The 16747-nt window shown below is 62.6% G+C and carries 18 protein-coding genes; 8 read left to right on the top strand and 10 right to left on the bottom strand.

Annotation, left to right across the window (positions count from 1 at the left end; translation table 11 throughout):
* The first annotated feature begins 34 nt into the window (after positions 1-34).
* Together ACW9IB_RS19565 and ACW9IB_RS19560 are read left to right on the top strand one after the other, a co-directional pair.
* The gene (locus ACW9IB_RS19565) at positions 35-1057 is read left to right on the top strand and encodes a transporter (protein WP_457367774.1); all 1023 of its coding nucleotides are present in this window, start codon (positions 35-37) and stop codon (positions 1055-1057) included.
* A 339-nt stretch (positions 1058-1396) separates the two neighbouring features.
* Positions 1397-3013: an inorganic phosphate transporter gene (locus ACW9IB_RS19560; protein WP_457367775.1), complete on the top strand. Its 1617-nt coding sequence runs from the start codon at positions 1397-1399 to the stop codon at positions 3011-3013.
* 36 nt (positions 3014-3049) lie between these two features.
* On the opposite strand, the gene ACW9IB_RS19555 is transcribed toward ACW9IB_RS19560, so the two are convergent.
* A complete protein-coding gene (locus ACW9IB_RS19555) occupies positions 3050-3946 on the bottom strand; it encodes a LysR family transcriptional regulator (protein WP_457414995.1) in 897 nt (298 codons plus the stop codon).
* A 103-nt stretch (positions 3947-4049) separates the two neighbouring features.
* Between ACW9IB_RS19555 and ACW9IB_RS19550 the strand changes: the two genes are divergently transcribed.
* Both ACW9IB_RS19550 and ACW9IB_RS19545 read left to right on the top strand, forming a co-directional pair.
* A complete protein-coding gene (locus tag ACW9IB_RS19550; protein ID WP_457414994.1) occupies positions 4050-4808 on the top strand; it encodes an SDR family NAD(P)-dependent oxidoreductase in 759 nt (252 codons plus the stop codon).
* Between the two features lie 51 nt (positions 4809-4859).
* A complete protein-coding gene (locus ACW9IB_RS19545; RefSeq protein WP_457367778.1) occupies positions 4860-5765 on the top strand; it encodes a LysR family transcriptional regulator in 906 nt (301 codons plus the stop codon).
* On the opposite strand, the gene ACW9IB_RS19540 is transcribed toward ACW9IB_RS19545, so the two are convergent.
* Positions 5752-6192 (bottom strand): multidrug/biocide efflux PACE transporter, encoded by a 441-nt coding sequence (locus ACW9IB_RS19540; RefSeq protein WP_457414992.1) that lies wholly within the window; start codon positions 6190-6192, stop codon positions 5752-5754. The two genes, ACW9IB_RS19545 and ACW9IB_RS19540, sit on opposite strands and share 14 nt — an antisense overlap.
* An 89-nt stretch (positions 6193-6281) precedes the next feature.
* Here ACW9IB_RS19540 and ACW9IB_RS19535 point away from each other — a divergent pair, with 89 nt between their 5' ends.
* Entirely contained in the window at positions 6282-7136 is an 855-nt protein-coding gene (locus ACW9IB_RS19535; protein ID WP_457414990.1) for a LysR family transcriptional regulator, read from the top strand.
* A gap of 36 nt (positions 7137-7172) precedes the next feature.
* On the opposite strand, the gene ACW9IB_RS19530 is transcribed toward ACW9IB_RS19535, so the two are convergent.
* Entirely contained in the window at positions 7173-8015 is an 843-nt protein-coding gene (locus tag ACW9IB_RS19530; RefSeq protein WP_457367781.1) for a LysR family transcriptional regulator, read from the bottom strand.
* Between the two features lie 111 nt (positions 8016-8126).
* Here ACW9IB_RS19530 and ACW9IB_RS19525 point away from each other — a divergent pair, with 111 nt between their 5' ends.
* Complete coding sequence (locus ACW9IB_RS19525) at positions 8127-8852, top strand: SDR family oxidoreductase (protein WP_457414988.1); 726 nt, start codon at positions 8127-8129, stop codon at positions 8850-8852.
* 391 nt (positions 8853-9243) lie between these two features.
* Here ACW9IB_RS19525 and ACW9IB_RS19520 read toward each other — a convergent pair whose 3' ends face one another.
* From ACW9IB_RS19520 to ACW9IB_RS19505, 4 genes are read right to left on the bottom strand one after another with little or no spacing between them, the layout of a single operon-like run.
* A complete protein-coding gene (locus tag ACW9IB_RS19520; RefSeq protein WP_457414987.1) occupies positions 9244-10467 on the bottom strand; it encodes an RNA polymerase sigma factor in 1224 nt (407 codons plus the stop codon).
* The gene (locus ACW9IB_RS19515; RefSeq protein ID WP_457367784.1) at positions 10464-10943 is read right to left on the bottom strand and encodes an SRPBCC family protein; all 480 of its coding nucleotides are present in this window, start codon (positions 10941-10943) and stop codon (positions 10464-10466) included. Before ACW9IB_RS19515 ends, ACW9IB_RS19520 begins: the two co-directional genes overlap by 4 nt.
* 34 nt (positions 10944-10977) lie before the next feature.
* Positions 10978-11322, bottom strand: a complete 345-nt coding sequence (locus ACW9IB_RS19510) for a YciI family protein (protein ID WP_457367785.1) — start codon at positions 11320-11322, stop codon at positions 10978-10980.
* A gap of 42 nt (positions 11323-11364) precedes the next feature.
* Entirely contained in the window at positions 11365-11784 is a 420-nt protein-coding gene (locus ACW9IB_RS19505; protein ID WP_457414986.1) for a YybH family protein, read from the bottom strand.
* Positions 11785-11931: 147 nt separating this feature from the next.
* Between ACW9IB_RS19505 and ACW9IB_RS19500 the strand changes: the two genes are divergently transcribed.
* Entirely contained in the window at positions 11932-12432 is a 501-nt protein-coding gene (locus tag ACW9IB_RS19500) for a GNAT family N-acetyltransferase (protein WP_457415026.1), read from the top strand.
* A gap of 52 nt (positions 12433-12484) precedes the next feature.
* Here the strand turns inward: ACW9IB_RS19500 and ACW9IB_RS19495 are convergent, their stop codons facing one another.
* On the bottom strand, positions 12485-12967 hold the full coding sequence (locus ACW9IB_RS19495) for a GyrI-like domain-containing protein (RefSeq protein WP_457414985.1): 483 nt from the start codon (positions 12965-12967) through the stop codon (positions 12485-12487).
* A gap of 195 nt (positions 12968-13162) precedes the next feature.
* Between ACW9IB_RS19495 and alaC the strand changes: the two genes are divergently transcribed.
* Positions 13163-14374 (top strand): alanine transaminase, encoded by a 1212-nt coding sequence (gene alaC, locus ACW9IB_RS19490; RefSeq protein ID WP_457414983.1) that lies wholly within the window; start codon positions 13163-13165, stop codon positions 14372-14374.
* A gap of 237 nt (positions 14375-14611) precedes the next feature.
* Here the strand turns inward: alaC and ACW9IB_RS19485 are convergent, their stop codons facing one another.
* Positions 14612-15964, bottom strand: a complete 1353-nt coding sequence (locus ACW9IB_RS19485) for a GntP family permease (protein WP_457367789.1) — start codon at positions 15962-15964, stop codon at positions 14612-14614.
* 83 nt (positions 15965-16047) lie between these two features.
* A complete protein-coding gene (locus ACW9IB_RS19480; protein ID WP_457367790.1) occupies positions 16048-16581 on the bottom strand; it encodes a gluconokinase in 534 nt (177 codons plus the stop codon).
* Positions 16582-16747 lie beyond the last annotated feature (166 nt).

The raw sequence follows: 16747 nt of genomic DNA, 5'->3' as shown, positions 1-16747 counted from the left end.
AAACGTCCTACAGGCGCTTTCTCTGCGAGCCTCCATGAACCACAGCATTGACCACAGCCACCAGGACTCCGATCTGTTTGGCTTGCTTTATGGTTTTCGTTTTCGCCCCGGTGAAAAGGGCGAGCAAATCGATTCGGCTACCGCCTTGCAGGCCTTGCAACAACCGGCCGACCCGGACGAGTTTCTCTGGCTGCACCTGAACCTGGCGCACGCCGCCTGCGAGCGCTGGATGAAAACCCATCTGTCGCTGCCCGAAGAGTTCTTCGAAGCCTTGCACGAAGGTTCGCGTTCCACGCGAATCGAACACGTCGACTCGGCGCTGCTGGCGGTGGTCAACGACGTGGTGTTCAACTTCAGCAGCATGATGTCGTCGGACATTTCGACGCTGTGGGTCTGCGCCCGCAGCCGCCTGCTGATCAGCGCCCGCCTGCAACCCTTGCACTCGGTGGACAAGCTGCGCTCGTCGGTCAAGGCCGGTGAGCGCTTTCGCTCGCCCCTGGAGCTGCTGGTGCATCTGCTGCGCGACCAGGGCGAAGTACTGACCCAGATCGTGCGCAAAACCAGCATCAGCGTCGACCATATCGAAGACCAGTTGCTGTCATCGCGCCTCTCCACCAACCGCGCCGAACTGGGCGCCATGCGCCGGGTGCTGGTGCGTCTGCAACGCCTGCTGGCGCTGGAGCCGGGCTCGCTGCTGCGCTTGCTCAACCGCCCACCGCAATGGCTGCAAAAGGAAGACGTGAAGGAGTTGCGCAAATCCACCGAGGAGTTTGCACTGATCATCAACGACCTGATGGCCCTGGGCGAACGCATCAAATTGCTCCAGGAAGAGATCGCCGCCAACCTCAACGAGCAAAGCAACCGTACGCTGTTCACCCTCACCGTGGTCACGGTGCTGGCCTTGCCGATCAACATCATCGCCGGCTTCTTCGGCATGAACGTAGGGGGCGTGCCCCTGGCCCAGGACCCCGAAGGTTTCTGGATTCTGGTGGCACTGGTGGCCACCTTCACGCTGATTGCCGGGCGCTGGGCGTTCCGCAAACGCAAGGATTACTGACCTTACTGTCGAGCCCCGACGAGGCTGCGAAAGCGGTGGTTGACCGATCGTTCCCACGCTCTGCGTGGAAACGCATCCTGTGACGCTCCGCGTCACGACTTCAAAAGCGGACGCGGAGCGTCCAGGGCGGCATTCCCACGCGGAGCGTGGGAACAATCAAAACCACTGCCAATCCCCTGTGGGAGTTGTCGAGCCCCGGCGAGGCTGCGAAGACGGTGGTTCAGGTGTTTATTGGACAAGTGGCACCCTCAATGCCTTAAACACTGACCTGCCGCAGCATCTCTGTAACATTCTGCAATGATCATGAACGGCATCCTTCCCAACCCTGGATGCTCCGGCATGGCCACCCCTTCCCTGACTGCCTCCACCCCCGCCGCACACGCAGACCCCAAACCCAGGCTGGATAAAAAACCCGGCCTGTTGACGGTGATCATTTTTGTCGCCGTGCTCGCCATGGGCCTGTTATTCACCGCCTACAGCCTGATGCACGATATGCATGAGCTGGGCACGGTCGTCACCACCTGGACGCCGTTCCTGTTGTTGGGCGTGGCGTTGTTGATCGCGCTGGGCTTCGAGTTCGTCAACGGTTTCCACGACACCGCCAACGCCGTGGCCACGGTGATCTACACCCACTCGCTGCCGCCGCATTTCGCGGTGGTGTGGTCGGGCTTTTTCAACTTCCTCGGCGTGCTGCTCTCCAGCGGTGCGGTGGCCTTCGGCATCATCGCGCTGCTGCCGGTGGAGCTGATTCTGCAGGTGGGCTCATCGGCCGGTTTCGCGATGATCTTCGCCCTGCTGATCGCCGCCATCCTGTGGAACCTGGGCACTTGGTGGCTGGGGTTGCCGGCCTCGTCGTCCCACACCCTGATCGGTTCGATCATCGGCGTGGGCGTGGCCAATGCCTTGATGCACGGGCGTGACGGCACCAGCGGTGTGGACTGGGGCCAGGCAATCAAGATCGGCTACGCGCTGTTGTTGTCGCCCTTGATCGGCTTTGCTTTCGCCGCCCTGCTGTTGCTGGCCTTGCGGGCTTTTGTGAAGAACCGCGCGCTGTACAAGGCACCGAAAGGCGACACGCCGCCGCCATGGTGGATCCGCGGCATGCTGATCGCCACTTGCACCGGCGTGTCGTTCGCCCACGGTTCCAACGATGGCCAGAAAGGCATGGGCCTGATCATGTTGATCCTGGTGGGCACCCTGCCGATGGCCTATGCGCTCAACCGCACCATGCCGGCCGAGCAGTCGCTGCAATTTGCGGCGGTGGCCGAAGTGACCCAGGTCGCGCTGGTGAAAAGTGCGCCGCAAGTGCTCTCGGGCGACCCACGCCCCGTGCTGTCCACCTATGTGCGCACCAAGGAAGCCACTCCGGAACTGGTGCCCGCCCTCGCCGCCCTCGCCGGCCAGATCGGTGACGAAGTGAAAGGCTACGGCTCCCTGGCCAAAGTGCCTGCCGAAGCCGTGGGCAACGTGCGTAACGATATGTACCTGACCAGCGAAACCATTCGCCTGATGGACAAGGGCAAGGTCGGCAACTTCGACGCCGACACCCAGGGCAAACTCAAACTGTTCAAGGACCAGATCGATAACTCCACGCGTTTTATCCCGCTGTGGGTGAAGATCGCGGTGGCCATCGCCTTGGGCCTCGGGACCATGGTCGGCTGGAAGCGCATCGTGGTGACCGTAGGCGAGAAGATCGGCAAGACTCACCTGACCTACGCCCAGGGCGCTTCGGCGGAGATGGTGGCCATGCTGACCATCGGCGCGGCGGACATTTACGGCCTGCCGGTGTCGACCACCCATGTGCTGTCGTCCGGCGTGGCGGGCACCATGGTGGCCAACGGTGGCGGCTTGCAGATGAGGACCATCCGCAACCTGCTGATGGCCTGGGTGCTGACATTGCCGGCGGCGATTCTGCTGTCAGGCAGCCTGTACTGGCTGTTCACCAAACTGTTCTGATCGCGCAACGGGAGCCGGACCTCCGGCCCCCCTCGTTCAAAGCATGGATTGCAGCGTTGTCGCCAGCCAGTCCATGAACACTCGCACCCGCTTCGGCAGATGCCGCTGTCCGGCATAGAGCAACGACACGTCCAACGATGGCGCCGGGTACTCCGGCAACAAGGCCACCAACTCGCCGCTTTCCAGCAGATCACGAATGCCCAGTTCGGGCACCTGGGTAATCCCGAACCCACTGAGGCAGGCCGCGCGGTAGCCGTCGGTGCTGTTGACCGTGACGCGCCCGGCCATCGGCACCCGATGCACCTTGTTGGCGTGCACGTACTCGAAGCCCGCCGAACGTGCGCCCAGGGTACGCACGTAGTGCACCAGTTGATGGTGCGCCAGGTCAGCCAGGGTCAGGGGCACGCCATAACGTTGCAGATACGCCGGCGTCGCGCAGTTGATCATCGGCATGCTGTACAGCCGCCGCGCCACCACCGTCTGGTCCGGCTGCGCGCCCACCCGCAGCACACAGTCGAAACCTTCGGCGAGCAGGTCGACCTGGCGGTCGGTGCTGCTCACTTCCAGTTCGATCAGCGGATGAGCATCCATGAAGGCCGGCAGGCGCGGCAGGACCAGCTCCCGCGCGACCACGTTGGGCATGTCCACACGAATGCGTCCGGTCAGCTGCGCCTCGTCCTGGCGAAACAACCCCTCCAGCTCCTCCATATGGGCCAGCAAATCCTTGCTGCGCTCATACAGCACGCGACCATCCTGGGTCGCCTGCACCTGACGCGTGGTGCGCTGCAACAAGCGCGTGCCGACCAGTTCCTCCAGGGCCTGCACATGCTCGGACACGGTGGAGCGCGGCAGACCCAGGCGCTCGCCGGCCTGGGTGAAGCTCGACAATTCAGTAACGCGCACGAAGGTGCGCAGCAACTCCAGTTTGTTCATGGGATTGTTCGCCTTATCCGGCCAGTGATTCCGGTATAGCGCTGTTTATCACGTTCCAGGCGGACAAATACACTTCTTCCACGATCAATCGGAGGAATGCACCATGTCTCGCAAAATCGCACTGATCACCGGCGCCAGCCGCGGCCTGGGTAAAAGCGCCGCCCTGCATCTGGCCGCACAAGGCGTCGACATCATTGGCACCTACCACAGCGCGGCGGCTGAGGCGCAAGCGGTGGTGGAACAGGTTGAGGCCTTGGGTGGCCGCGCCGCCATGCTGCAACTGGATGTCAGCCAAAGCACCACCTTCAACGGCTTCGTCAGCGAAGTCGGCCACGTGCTCAAGGACGTATTCGCACAGGATCATTTCAACTTTCTGCTCAACAATGCCGGGATCGGCACCCATGCCAGTTTTGCCGACACCAGCGAAGAACAGTTCGACCGGCTGGTCGCGATCCATTTCAAGGCACCGTTTTTCCTCACGCAGAAACTGCTGCCGCTGATCAGCGACGGCGGGCGCATCATCAATATTTCCAGCGGCCTGGCACGGTTCAGCCTGCCGGGGTACTCAGCGTATGCCTCGATGAAGGGCGCGGTGGAAGTGCTGTCGCGCTACCAGGCTCGGGAACTGGGGCCACGCGGGATCAGCGTGAACACCCTGGCGCCGGGCGCGATCGCCACCGACTTCAGCGGCGGCGTGGTACGGGACAACCCGGAAGTGAACGCGATGGTCGCCCAGAACACCGCCCTGGGGCGCGCCGGGCTGCCGGACGACATCGGCGGGGCCATTTCGATGCTGCTGGCCGATGGCAGCCACTGGATCACCGGGCAACGTATCGAAGCCTCGGGCGGTATGTTTCTGTAGGCACGCGTGCGCTAGCATTGATGCCTACCGATCACTGACAGGCAATCACCGATGAGTTTCGATCCAGGTTTGGCCGGCGGCATGGGCGTATTGGCAGCCGTGGTGGACAGCGGCAGTTTTGCCCGCGCCGCCGACAGCCTGGACATGACGCCGTCGGGCGTCAGCCGGGCGATTTCACGCCTGGAGAAACGCCTGGGGATCCGCCTGTTCGACCGCACCACACGCTCGGTGCAACTCACCGATGAAGGCCGACGTTTCTACCAGGAAATCGCCCCGCTGCTGGCCGGTCTCGAAGAGGCCGCCAACTCGGCGGCCGACAGTGCACTCACCGTCCGTGGGCGCCTGCGGGTCAATATCGACCCGTACTTCTCGCGACTGGTGCTGGGCCCGGTGCTGGGCGACTTCATGCGCCGCTACCCGCAGCTGCAACTGGACCTGCACACCCGCGACCAGTTGGGCGACCTGGTAGCCGACGGCTTCGACCTGGCCATTCGCTTCGGCATCCCGCAATCCTCTTCGCTGATCGCGCGCAAGCTGATGGAAGTGCGTGTCATCACCGTGGCCTCCCCCGCCTATCTTGCGCAATACGGTCGACCGGCCATGCCCCAGGACCTGGAACACGGGCATATGTGCCTGGACTTTCGCGACTCACAAACCGGTCGACCGTTCGCCTGGGAATTCCACCGTGCTGGCGAGCAGGTGACTGTGCGTACCGATGGCCGTTTGGTGGTCAACGACGCCAGCACCTTGTACAGCGTGTGCGAACACGGACACGCGGTGGCGCAGATGCTCGACCTGGGACTGGCCCCGGCACTCAAGGCCGGCAGCCTGGTGGAATTGTTTCCCGACTGGCCGGACGAACGTTTTCCGTTGTACGCCTATTATCCATCGCGACATTTGCCCGCCGCCAAGGTGCGGGCTTTCCTGGATTTTGTCGCCGCACTCAAGCTTGGCTAGGCACCCGGGGCTGTACGATTTTTTCCCGAATGACGTCATACCCCCAGTGATACAGGTAGGTATACGGCAGGAAAAACAGCAATACGCCGATATCTAGCCAGAACGCCTGCATCAGGCTGATCCCCAGCCACGCCGCGATCAACGGCACGGCGACGATAATCAGCCCGCCTTCGAACATCAGCGCATGCAGCACGCGCGTCCCCACGCCACCGGCCAATTGCAGGCGCACCTTCAGGCGGTCGAACAGGCTGTTGAAGATAATGTTCCAGGTCAGCGCCAACAGGCTCAGCCCCAGGGTGACCGCGCCCATTTCCAGCGCTGGCCGGCCGGTGATCCACACCAGCAACGGGGTACAGATCAACAAGGCCAACCCCTCGAAACCCAGGGCTTGGCAAACGCGTTCAGTCATCGACTTGGTAGGGTGCATGACCCGGCTCCAGAAAGTGGCAACGGTTGCCATCATTACCTTTCAGCTCGATACTTCATAACCAATAACCATCGATCAAGGCGATAGTCATGGCCTCCCATGAAGTGCTCCAGGCGTTTGTACAGGCCGCCACCCAAGGCTCGTTTTCGGCTGCGGCACGCAAGCTGGGCAAGAGCCAGTCCACCGTCAGCGCGGCGGTGGCGAGCCTGGAGATTGATCTGGATGTGGTGTTGTTCGACCGCAGCAGCCGCAAGCCAACGCTGACCCCGGCAGGCCATGTATTGCTGCAACGCGCCGAGCAGGTGCTGGAGGCCAGCAGCCAGCTGGCGTTGGCAGCGAGCCTGTTATCCCGGGGCTTGGAACCCAAGCTGACGGTTGCGATGTCGGATACCTACCAATCACAGCGTTTCGAAACCGCCATCATCGCCTTCGCCGAGCGCTACCCCGACCTGGAACTGGAATGGCTGATCGCCGAATGCGATGACCTGATCGACCTGGTACAGAGTGGCCGGGCGCATATTGCGTTTATCGAGCAGCAGGAGGTGTACCCGCCGGACCTGACCAGCTCGCCCGTGCAGGAACGTACGCAGACGGCGTTGTTTGTGTCGCCGCAGCATGCGCTGGCCAGCCTGGCGACTGTCGACCAGCAGGCCCTCAAACACCACCGCGAGCTGCGCCTGGCGAGCATCGTCAAACCCTATGACAACCGCGCGGCAGGACGGGTGTGGTCAGCCGCCAGTTACCTGATGCTGATGGAAATGGCGCAATTGGGTTTTGGCTGGGCGCCCCTGCCCCGCTGGCTGGTGGAGCGCTTCGGCAACGACAGCCTGCTGGAACTCAAGGTACGCGGCTGGCCGCGCTCGGTGGTCGTGGATGCGCTGTGGTCACGCCAACACCCACCGGGCCCGGCAGGGAGTTGGTTGTTGAGCGAGATGCTGAAGTAATCAGCGCTCACCACAAGAAAACACCTGCCTTCGCGGTCAGGCCGCCGACAGTTGCGGCGGCCGGTGGTTCTGGAAGTACTCGTGCAACGCGCGCAGCGCCGGCAACTCCAGCGCCTGCGCGGCAAAGCACAGGCCCACCCGGCGCGTGGGCGCGGGCAGATGCCATTCGCGAATCACCACCCCGGCGCGTTCGGCGGCCAGTGATTGCGGCAGCATCGCCACGCCCACGCCCGCCGCCACCATGTGCAACGCCTGGGTCAGCGACCCGGCATGGCCGGCCACCGCCTGCGGCGAACGGCCATACAGTGCCATCAGGCGTTGATGGGAATCGTGTTGCGGGCAGGTGATCCAGTCTTCGATCGGGGCCCAGGCCTGTTCCTTGACGCCCTGCGCCATGGGATGGGCCGTGGGCAAAGCCATCACGTAGGACTCTTCCCAGAGCGGCAGGAACAACTCGTCCTCGCAGCACATTTCTTCCACTGCCAGGCGCCCCTGGCCGACGCAACCTTCCTGCAGGGTCAGCAGCAAACCCGGCAGCCCTGCATGGGCCATGCGCAGGAAGGTTTCGATCTGGCTGTCGGCAATATCGCCCTCGACGCCCAGCTCCAGGGCGATGCGGTTTTCGCGCCCGCGAAACAAACGGCTCAGCGCCTCGGCTTCGGCCACCATGCGCCGCGCCTGGGGGTACAGCATGCGCGCCTCGTCGCTGACCTCCACGCCCCGGGGCTGGCGTACGAACAGCGCCACGCCCAGTTCGTCTTCCAGTTGCTTGATGGTCACCGACAAGGTCGGCTGGCTGATGAACAGGCGCTGGGCGGCGCCGGTGATATTGCGCTCTTCGAACACCGCGAGAAACGCCTTGAGGTGACGTACATCCATAGAATTCTCCGATGGCAGGCAGAGGAATAAGGCATTTTTCAGCCTTGAACGCGATAAATATACTGCACCCACGAACAAGCTATCGATTTTTCTTATCTCAGGAGTGCATTCATGAGCAAGCCACTGATCATCATCACCGGCGCCAGTTCCGGTATCGGCGAAGCCACTGCCCGCCGCTTGTCCGCCGCCGGCCACCCGTTGCTGCTGCTGGCCCGTCGCATTGAGCGCCTCAACGCACTGGCCCTGCCCAACACCTTGAGCCGTGGCGTCGACATCACCGACCGCGCCGCGCTGGTCGCTGCCGTGAAAGAAGCCGAAGCGCAGTTCGGCCCGGCCGACGCCCTGATCAACAACGCCGGCGTGATGCTGCTGGGCGCGATCAGCGAGCAGGACCCGGCGCAATGGGACCAGATGCTGGATGTCAACGTGAAGGGCCTGCTCAACGGCATCCACGCGGTGACCGCCGGCATGGTCGCGCGCAAGAGCGGCACCATCATCAACGTCAGCTCGGTGGCCGGGCGCAAGACCTTCCCGAACCATGTGGCCTATGTCGGCACCAAATTCGCGGTGCACGGGATTTCCGAGAACCTGCGCGAAGAACTGTCGCCGAGCAATGTGCGCGTGATCACCATCGCCCCGGGCGCGGTGGAAACCGAACTGCTGAGCCACACCACCGACGAAGCGATCAAGACTGGCTACCAGGCCTGGAAACAGGACATGGGCGGCACCGTGCTCAGCGCCGATGACGTAGCTTCGGCAATCGCCTATGCCTACCAGCAACCGCAGCACGTGTGCATCCGCGAGATCGTACTGGCGGCCACGCGCCAGCAGCCATGACCCACAGGGGCTTGGCGGTGGCTGGAAAGCCGCTGCCAACAAGGCCATCGCGCCGGACACTTTCTCGCCAACGATAGAGCTCCAATGTGGGAGCTGGCTTGTCGGGTCGCCGCATCGCTGCGAAGGCGGCGGCACTGCCAAAAGATATGTCGCCTGACCCACCGCATTCGCAGCCTCGCTGGGGCTCGACAGCTCCCACAGGGAACTTGCAGTGGCTGGAAAGTCGCTGCCAACAAGGCCATCGCGCCGGGCGCTTTCTCGCCAACAATGGAGCTCCAATGTGGGAGCTGGCTTGCCTGCGATGGCATCACCGCGGTGTGACTGACACACAGCGGTGCCTGCATCGCGGGCAAACCCTGCTCCCACATAGCCGGTGCCCAAGCGTTGATGTTCAGCGCTGGGAAGGCTTGAGTTCGGCAAGGCGGCGTTCGAGGAAGCGCTTTTCCGGGGTTTGCCGGGTCAGTGACAGGGCTTTTTCATAGGCGGTCCGCGCCTCGTCCACCCGCCCCAACAGCCGGCAGAACTCTCCCCGTGCCGAGTGTGCCAGGTGGTAATCCAGCAGCTCGCCCCGCGCCAGAATCCCTTCCACCTCTTGCAGTCCCGCCAAGGGTCCATCGCGCATGGCCAGCGCAACGGCCCGGTTCAGTTCGATCACCGGTGACGGCACGGCCCTGAGCAATACGTCGTAGAGCCCGACAATCTGCATCCAATCGGTTTCGCCCGCCGTCGACGCCTCGGCATGCACCGCGGCAATCGCCGCCTGCAAGCCATAGGCGCCAAAGCGCCGGGTGCGCAGCGCCTGTTCCACCAGTGCGCAGCCTTCGGCAATCAACGCCGCATCCCACACCGAACGGTCCTGTTCATCCAGCAGCACCAACTCGCCACTCGCCGACGTGCGCGCCGCGCGGCGGGATTCGTGCAGCAGCATCAGCGCCAGCAGCCCCATGACTTCGGGGTCGGGCAACAGCTCCATGAGCAAACGCCCCAGGCGTATGGCTTCGCGGCTCAGGTCCTCACGCGTGACATCCGTGCCGGCGGAGGCCGAATAACCTTCGTTGAACACCAGGTAAATCACCCGCAATACGCTGTCGAGACGCTCGGGCAACTCGGTCAGTGACGGCACCTGATAGGGAATCCCGGCCTCACGAATCTTGCCCTTGGCCCGCACGATGCGCTGGGCGATGGTGGCGGGCGTGGCCAGGAACGCCCGGGCGATTTCTTCGGTGGTCAGGTCGCAGATCTCGCGCAAGGTCAGTGCCGCCTGGGCGTCGGCCGCCAGCGCCGGGTGGCAGCAGGTGAAGATCAGGCGCAGGCGGTCGTCTTCCACGTCCTCGGCACTCCATTCAGTTGCTTCCAGCGCGTCGGCCTGCGCTTGCAACAACGGGGTGAAACGCGCCTGGCGACGCAAGCGGTCGATGGCCTTGAAACGTCCGGTCGATACCAGCCAGGCCCGTGGGTTGTCGGGCACGCCCTCCGTGGGCCAGCGCTGCACCGCGACAAAAAACGCCTCGTGCAGCGCCTCTTCGGCCAGGTCGAAGTCGCCCAGCAGGCGAATCAGCGTCGCCAGGACTCGACGTGATTCGCTGCGGTAAATGCCCTCGACCGACAGGGTCAATCGGGCATGCCTTGGGTCACCAGCGCCACCAGGCGGTCGAGGCTCTGGCCCCAGCCCTCGTGAAAGCCCATGGCTTCATGGGCCTGTTTGTCTTCGGCACTCCAGTGCAGGGCGCGGGCGGTGTACAGGGTCTTGTTGCCCTCGATTTCCTGCAAGGTCACTTCGGCGGTCATGAACGGCTTGCCGGACGGGACCCAGCCCGGCGTGAACGCGTCGGTAAAGACCAACCGCCGTGGCGCAACGATTTCCAGGAACACGCCCTGGGTCGGATACTCGGTGCCATCCGGCGCGCGCATCAAGGTGCGGAACAAGCCGCCGACCCACAGGTTCATTTCGCACTCGGGGGTGGTCATGCCGTGAGGGCCCCACCATTGCTGGAGCAAGGCGGGTTCGGTCCAGGCACGAAACACTCGGCTGCGCGGTGCATCGATCACGCGGCTGATGGACAGCTCAAACTCGGCAGGTTGCGTAGACATGGGGTAAACCTCTTGAGTCTTATGGTTGTTGTGTTCAGAGATTCAATGTGCGCACGGGGCGCACTTCCACACTGCCGACCCGGGCGGCCGGAATACCGCCGGCCACCTGGATCGCTTCGTTCAAGTCCCTGGCCTCGATCAGGTAGAACCCGGCGAGCTGCTCCTTGGTTTCGGCAAAGGGCCCGTCGGTGATCGACAACTTGCCGTTGCGCAGGCGCACGGTGGTGGCACTGCTCACCGACTCCAGCGCTTCGGCGGCCAGCATGCGGCCACTGCCGTGAACGGCTTCGGCATACGCCTGGCACTCCGGGTCCCTGGGGCTGTCGGGCAAGCTGTGCAGCAAGGCTTCGTCGCTGTAGACCAGACACAGGTATTTCATGGTGTTCTCCGTTTTCGGACTACTGACTATAGTTCGCGGCCTTCAAGGTTTCAGGTCGAACAGACCGGCGCCGCTTTCCATATCGAACGGCGCCGACCAGTGTTCGTGCACCACCTTCCATTGGCCATCGATGCGCTGATAACCGGCCGTCACACGCATCCAGCAAGTCTTGAGCACACCATCCGGGCCGGTGCCGCCGCAATGGGCAAGCCAGTGGGCGAAGGCGCTGTCGGCGGCGGCGACGATGTGCAGTTCATGGAAGTCGAACACGCCGGGCCCGGGGCAGAACTCCATACACGCCTGCCAATGCGCCTGGTAGGCGGTCTTGCCTTTGAACTGCAAAGCGTTAACGGCATCGAACGCGACGATATCGTCGGCGTAAAAGCTGACAATCTTCTGGAAATCCTTGGCGGTGACAGCCTGTTTCCATTGTTCGATCAGGGTATTGATGGCGGTGCTCATGGCGATACTCCTCGGGGAAAAAATTCACGGAAGACACCCTTGGTCGAATGGCGCGTCACTCAATCGACAACCCGCTGAAAAATAATTTCGCTGCCGACAAACCCGCTAGAATCCGCGCCCCTTTGCAGGATTTTGTACATGCCGCCGATGGAAACCCGCCTCGTCCCCTATGAGACGCTGAGCCTTGTGCAAAAACAGCAGCTCAACACCCTGCAAGTCCATCCTGAGCAGCGGGCGTATTCCGGGGATATCGACTGTGCGCTGAACAGCCTGCTGGTCAACCCCAACCCCGCCAGCGTCAAAGGCTTCGTCCTGCTCGCCGATGACATGCCTGTGGCCTTCCTGCTGCTCAAACGCCCGCCCTGCCTGCCCCATTGGGCGGATGAGCACAGCGCGACCCTGCATGCGTTGCAGGTGGACCGCCATCAGCAAGGGCGCGGGTTCGGCAAAGCCTGTTTGCAGGCGCTGCCGGCGGCGGCGCTGCACGCCTGGCCGCAGATCAGCGGGCTGGAGCTGTCGGTGGATGCGGACAATGTGGCGGCAATGGGCTTGTATCTTGCGGCGGGATGGGTGGACAGCGGAGAGGCATACAAGGGGCGGATCGTCTATGAGCGCAGGTTGAGACGGGTGTTGAGGCCGGCCACTTGATGTCACGTAAACAGGACGTTCATGTCCTGTTTGCGTGACAACCGCCAGTGCTTCAGCCTTTCTCGCCCACCGGCAGCCAGATCTCTACCGTCCCGGTGCCCTTGCGCGCATCGAAATCGGCGCTGTAGCGCTCGAAATCCGCGCCCATCACCTTGTAGCCCGAGTGCGGCAGCCATTCGAACATGATGCGCTCATACGTTTGCTCAAGGGCTTGCACCGGCCCGTAATGGGGGAACACCGCGTAGTTGAGCGGCGCTATTTCGATGGATTCGAAGTTTTTGGGCACATCGCCTTTGCTGGGTACTTCGACGCCGGCCAGGTAGTCGAATTCGCCATGCCTGGGGTTATGGCACACGCCATAGGTCACCCCGCCCACACGCTGCTTGATGTCTTTGATACAGGTATCGAACAACTCCCACAGTTTGGGGATATCACCAATGGTGGCTTTCGAATAACGCCCTTGCACACCGGCAATCACCAAGGCCTTGCCCGCTTCCATGCGCGGCTCCAACGGTTGTTTTGTCTGCTGATCCATACGAACAGTCTCCTTCTTATGAGGGAACAAACCCGCATCGAGTATAGGGGGATATTCGCGCGGTACTCCACGCAGAAAATTTTCCTACGCATCTGGACAACTGGCCATCATCGCCCGTATTGTCTGCCGCGCAGGCCACCGCAGTGGCCAACGTCGCTCGGACGGTTCCGGGCGCTTACGTACTTCGAGGCAACAATGGCAGACCAAGGTTCGCCGCGCCGCTTTGCGCGCATCGATCGACTCCCCCCTTATGTTTTCAATATCACTGCCGAGCTGAAGATGGCTGCGCGTCGGCGCGGCGAAGACATCATCGACTTGAGCATGGGCAACCCCGACGGCGCCACGCCGCCGCACATTGTCGAAAAACTCGTACAAGTTGCCCAACGCGAAGACACCCACGGCTATTCCACCTCCAAAGGCATTCCGCGCCTGCGCCGCGCCATTTCGCGCTGGTACAAGGACCGCTACGAAGTGGATATCGATCCCGAGTCGGAAGCCATCGTGACCATCGGTTCCAAGGAAGGCCTCGCGCACTTGATGCTGGCCACCCTGGACCAGGGCGACACGGTACTGGTGCCCAACCCCAGCTACCCGATTCACATCTACGGCGCCGTGATTGCCGGCGCCCAGGTGCGTTCCGTGCCGCTGGTGCCCGGCGTGGACTTCTTCGCCGAACTGGAACGGGCGATTCGCGGTTCGATCCCCAAGCCGAAGATGATGATCCTGGGCTTCCCGTCCAACCCCACCGCGCAGTGCGTGGAGCTGGATTTCTTCGAGCGCGTGATCGCCCTGGCCAAACAGTACGACGTGCTGGTGATCCACGACCTGGCCTATGCCGACATTGTCTACGACGGCTGGAAAGCCCCGTCGATCATGCAAGTGCCAGGGGCCAAGGACATTGCGGTGGAGTTTTTCACCCTGTCCAAGAGCTACAACATGGCCGGCTGGCGCATCGGGTTCATGGTGGGCAACCCGGAGCTGGTCAGTGCCCTGGCACGTATCAAGAGCTACCACGACTACGGCACTTTCACCCCGCTGCAAGTTGCCGCCATTGCCGCATTGGAAGGCGACCAGCAGTGCGTGAGGGACATCGCCGAACAGTACCGCCAGCGCCGCAATGTGCTGGTCAAGGGCCTGCATGAACTGGGCTGGATGGTGGAAAACCCCAAGGCGTCGATGTACGTCTGGGCGAAAATTCCCGAGCAGTATGCCGCCCTGGGTTCGCTGGAATTTGCCAAGAAACTGCTGCTGGAAGCCAAGGTCTGCGTCTCGCCGGGCATCGGCTTTGGTGAGTACGGCGACGATCATGTGCGCTTCGCGCTGATCGAAAACCAGGACCGGATCCGCCAGGCGGTGCGCGGGATTCGCGCGATGTTCCGCGCGGATGGGCTAGCTCAGAAGAACTGACACAACAGGCTGTGTGACAGCAGGCTTGTGTGGTGGGCAGGCTTGTTGTGGTGAGCGGGCTTGTCCCGCGCTGGGTGGCGCAGCAGACCTAAAACCAAACACCGCATTCTGCCTGACAGAATGCGGTGTTTTTTGTTGGGGCGGCTTCGCCACCCAGCGCGGGACAAGCCCGCTCACCACATAAGCCCCGCTCCCACATCTGGATTGGGTTTTCACCCCGACGCTGCAGGGTGTCGGTCAGACCACCAACGACAGCAACATGATAAAGACCAGCGCCACCACGGACAGGATGGTCTCCATCGCCGTCCAGGTCTTGAACGTCTCGGCCACGGTCATGTTGAAGTACTGCTTCACCAGCCAGAACCCCGCATCGTTGACGTGGGACAGAATCAGCGACCCCGCCCCCGTCGCCAGCACCAGCAGTTCACGGTTGACTCCCGGGATCATCCCCACCACCGGCACCACGATACCCGCGCCGGTAATGGTCGCCACCGTGGCCGAACCGGTCGCCACACGAATCACCGCCGCCACCAGCCACGCCAGCAGAATCGGGTTGATCTGCGCGTTCACCGCCATGTGGCCGATCACGTCGCCCACGCCGCTGGTCACCAGCATCTGCTTGAAACCACCGCCCGCGCCGATGATCAGGATGATCGCCGCCGTCGGCGCCAGGCTGGCGTCGAGCAGTTTCAGAATTTGCTTGGAATGGATGCCCTGGCGATGGCCGAAGGTGTACAGCGACAGCAGCAACGCCAACAGCAGCGCGGTGATCGGGTGACCGATCATGTCCATCCAGTTGCGGATCCCATGGCCTTCGGGCAAGGCAATGTCAGCGAAGGTCTTGAGCAGCATCAGGAACACCGGCAGCAGCACGGTGACCAGGGTAATGCCGAAGCTCGGCAGGGTTTTCGACTCGGGTTCGCGGGCCAGTTGGTCCACCAGTTCCTGGGACGGATTGCCCGGAATGTACTTGGCGATGAACGTCCCGAAGATCGGGCCGGCGATAATGGCGGTCGGCAGCGCGACGATCAGGCCGTACAGGATGGTCTTGCCGATGTCGGCGCCAAACACACCGATGGCCAGCAGCGGGCCCGGGTGCGGCGGCACCAGGCCGTGCACCGCCGACAGACCGGCGAGCAGCGGGATACCGATCTTGATCAACGACACGCCCGTGCGGCGCGCCACGATAAACACCAGCGGGATCAGCAACACGAAGCCGATCTCGAAAAACAGCGGAATGCCCACCAGGAACGCGGCGAACATCATGGCCCACTGGACCTTCTCTTTGCCAAAGGCGCGGATCAGGGTCTGGGCGATCTGATCGGCGCCACCGGACTCGGCCATCATTTTGCCGAGCATGGTCCCCAGCGCGAGGATGATGCCGACAAAACCGAGCACCCCGCCGAAGCCGTCCTGGAACGCCTTGATGATCTTGTCCACCGGCATGCCCGAGGTCAGGCCGAGGAAGCCGGCCGCGATGATCAGTGCAATGAAGGGGTGGACCTTGAACCGGGTGATCAGGACGATCAGCCCGATAATGGTGACTACTGCATCGAGCAGCAGGTAGGACTCGTGGGACATGCCAAACATGGGGGGTCTCTCCTGTTTGTTGTTGTTATTAAAGCGGGTGTCGAATTTCCTGCCGCAGATAGCGCTATCTTTCCGGCAAAAAATTATCTGGAAGGTTCAAAGCCGTGTTGCAGCCACCAGGCATGGGTTTGCTCGGCCAATTCCTCGACGCTGTCTTCGCTGGCGTTGAGGGCCAGGGTCAGCGGTTCGCCCACGGGCGATTCAAGGGTGGCGAACTGGCTGTCGATCAGGCTCGCGGGCATGAAATGGCCAGGGCGGTGGGACACGCGGTCGGCGGCCACGGCACGGGTCAGTTCCAGGAAGACAAACCCCAGGCCCGGCGCGGCTTCGCGCAGGTGGTCGCGGTATTTCTTCTTGAGGGCCGAACACGTGAGCACCGGGTGTTCGCCGGCCTTGAGCGAGCGGCGCAGCTCATCGCACAGGATGTCGAGCCAGCCGGCGCGGTCGTCGTCGTTGAGGGGGTGGCCGGCGCTCATCTTTTCGATGTTGGCGGGCGGGTGAAAGCTGTCGCCTTCGATGGCAGTGGCGCCGTTCAGACGGCACAGGGCCTCGCTGACGCTGGACTTGCCACAGCCGGAAACACCCATGATCACCAGGGCGGTAACAGGTTGACTCATGAAACACCTCAGAACGCAGATAGCGCTACCTTTGCACGCCGCAAAGCAGGTGCAAAAACAGGCTTTTCCCGCGCCGTCTTGTCTTTTTTTATGGAGTGACGCGTGCATCCTCTCCAATGAGTTGAACGGGGATCAGGCAACCCGGCGTTCAGCATTTGCAGCCGTT

Source organism: Pseudomonas sp. SDO524_S393 (assembly GCF_054071875.1).
Note: the sequence above shows the minus strand (reverse complement) of the source record. Positions and strands in the feature narration are given on the sequence as shown.

Coding starts and splice junctions, on each gene's coding strand:
- ACW9IB_RS19530 (WP_457367781.1), bottom strand. CDS start 8,015: ATGGATGTACGTCACCTCAAGGCGTTTCTCGCGGTGTTCGAAGAGCGC.
- ACW9IB_RS19500 (WP_457415026.1), top strand. CDS start 11,932: ATGGAAACCCGCCTCGTCCCCTATGAGACGCTGAGCCTTGTGCAAAAA.
- ACW9IB_RS19555 (WP_457414995.1), bottom strand. CDS start 3,946: ATGAACAAACTGGAGTTGCTGCGCACCTTCGTGCGCGTTACTGAATTG.
- ACW9IB_RS19485 (WP_457367789.1), bottom strand. CDS start 15,964: ATGTTTGGCATGTCCCACGAGTCCTACCTGCTGCTCGATGCAGTAGTC.
- ACW9IB_RS19495 (WP_457414985.1), bottom strand. CDS start 12,967: ATGGATCAGCAGACAAAACAACCGTTGGAGCCGCGCATGGAAGCGGGC.
- ACW9IB_RS19545 (WP_457367778.1), top strand. CDS start 4,860: ATGAGTTTCGATCCAGGTTTGGCCGGCGGCATGGGCGTATTGGCAGCC.
- ACW9IB_RS19560 (WP_457367775.1), top strand. CDS start 1,397: ATGGCCACCCCTTCCCTGACTGCCTCCACCCCCGCCGCACACGCAGAC.
- ACW9IB_RS19525 (WP_457414988.1), top strand. CDS start 8,127: ATGAGCAAGCCACTGATCATCATCACCGGCGCCAGTTCCGGTATCGGC.
- ACW9IB_RS19515 (WP_457367784.1), bottom strand. CDS start 10,943: ATGTCTACGCAACCTGCCGAGTTTGAGCTGTCCATCAGCCGCGTGATC.
- ACW9IB_RS19550 (WP_457414994.1), top strand. CDS start 4,050: ATGTCTCGCAAAATCGCACTGATCACCGGCGCCAGCCGCGGCCTGGGT.
- alaC (WP_457414983.1), top strand. CDS start 13,163: ATGGCAGACCAAGGTTCGCCGCGCCGCTTTGCGCGCATCGATCGACTC.
- ACW9IB_RS19540 (WP_457414992.1), bottom strand. CDS start 6,192: ATGCACCCTACCAAGTCGATGACTGAACGCGTTTGCCAAGCCCTGGGT.
- ACW9IB_RS19565 (WP_457367774.1), top strand. CDS start 35: ATGAACCACAGCATTGACCACAGCCACCAGGACTCCGATCTGTTTGGC.
- ACW9IB_RS19535 (WP_457414990.1), top strand. CDS start 6,282: ATGGCCTCCCATGAAGTGCTCCAGGCGTTTGTACAGGCCGCCACCCAA.
- ACW9IB_RS19510 (WP_457367785.1), bottom strand. CDS start 11,322: ATGAAATACCTGTGTCTGGTCTACAGCGACGAAGCCTTGCTGCACAGC.
- ACW9IB_RS19480 (WP_457367790.1), bottom strand. CDS start 16,581: ATGAGTCAACCTGTTACCGCCCTGGTGATCATGGGTGTTTCCGGCTGT.
- ACW9IB_RS19505 (WP_457414986.1), bottom strand. CDS start 11,784: ATGAGCACCGCCATCAATACCCTGATCGAACAATGGAAACAGGCTGTC.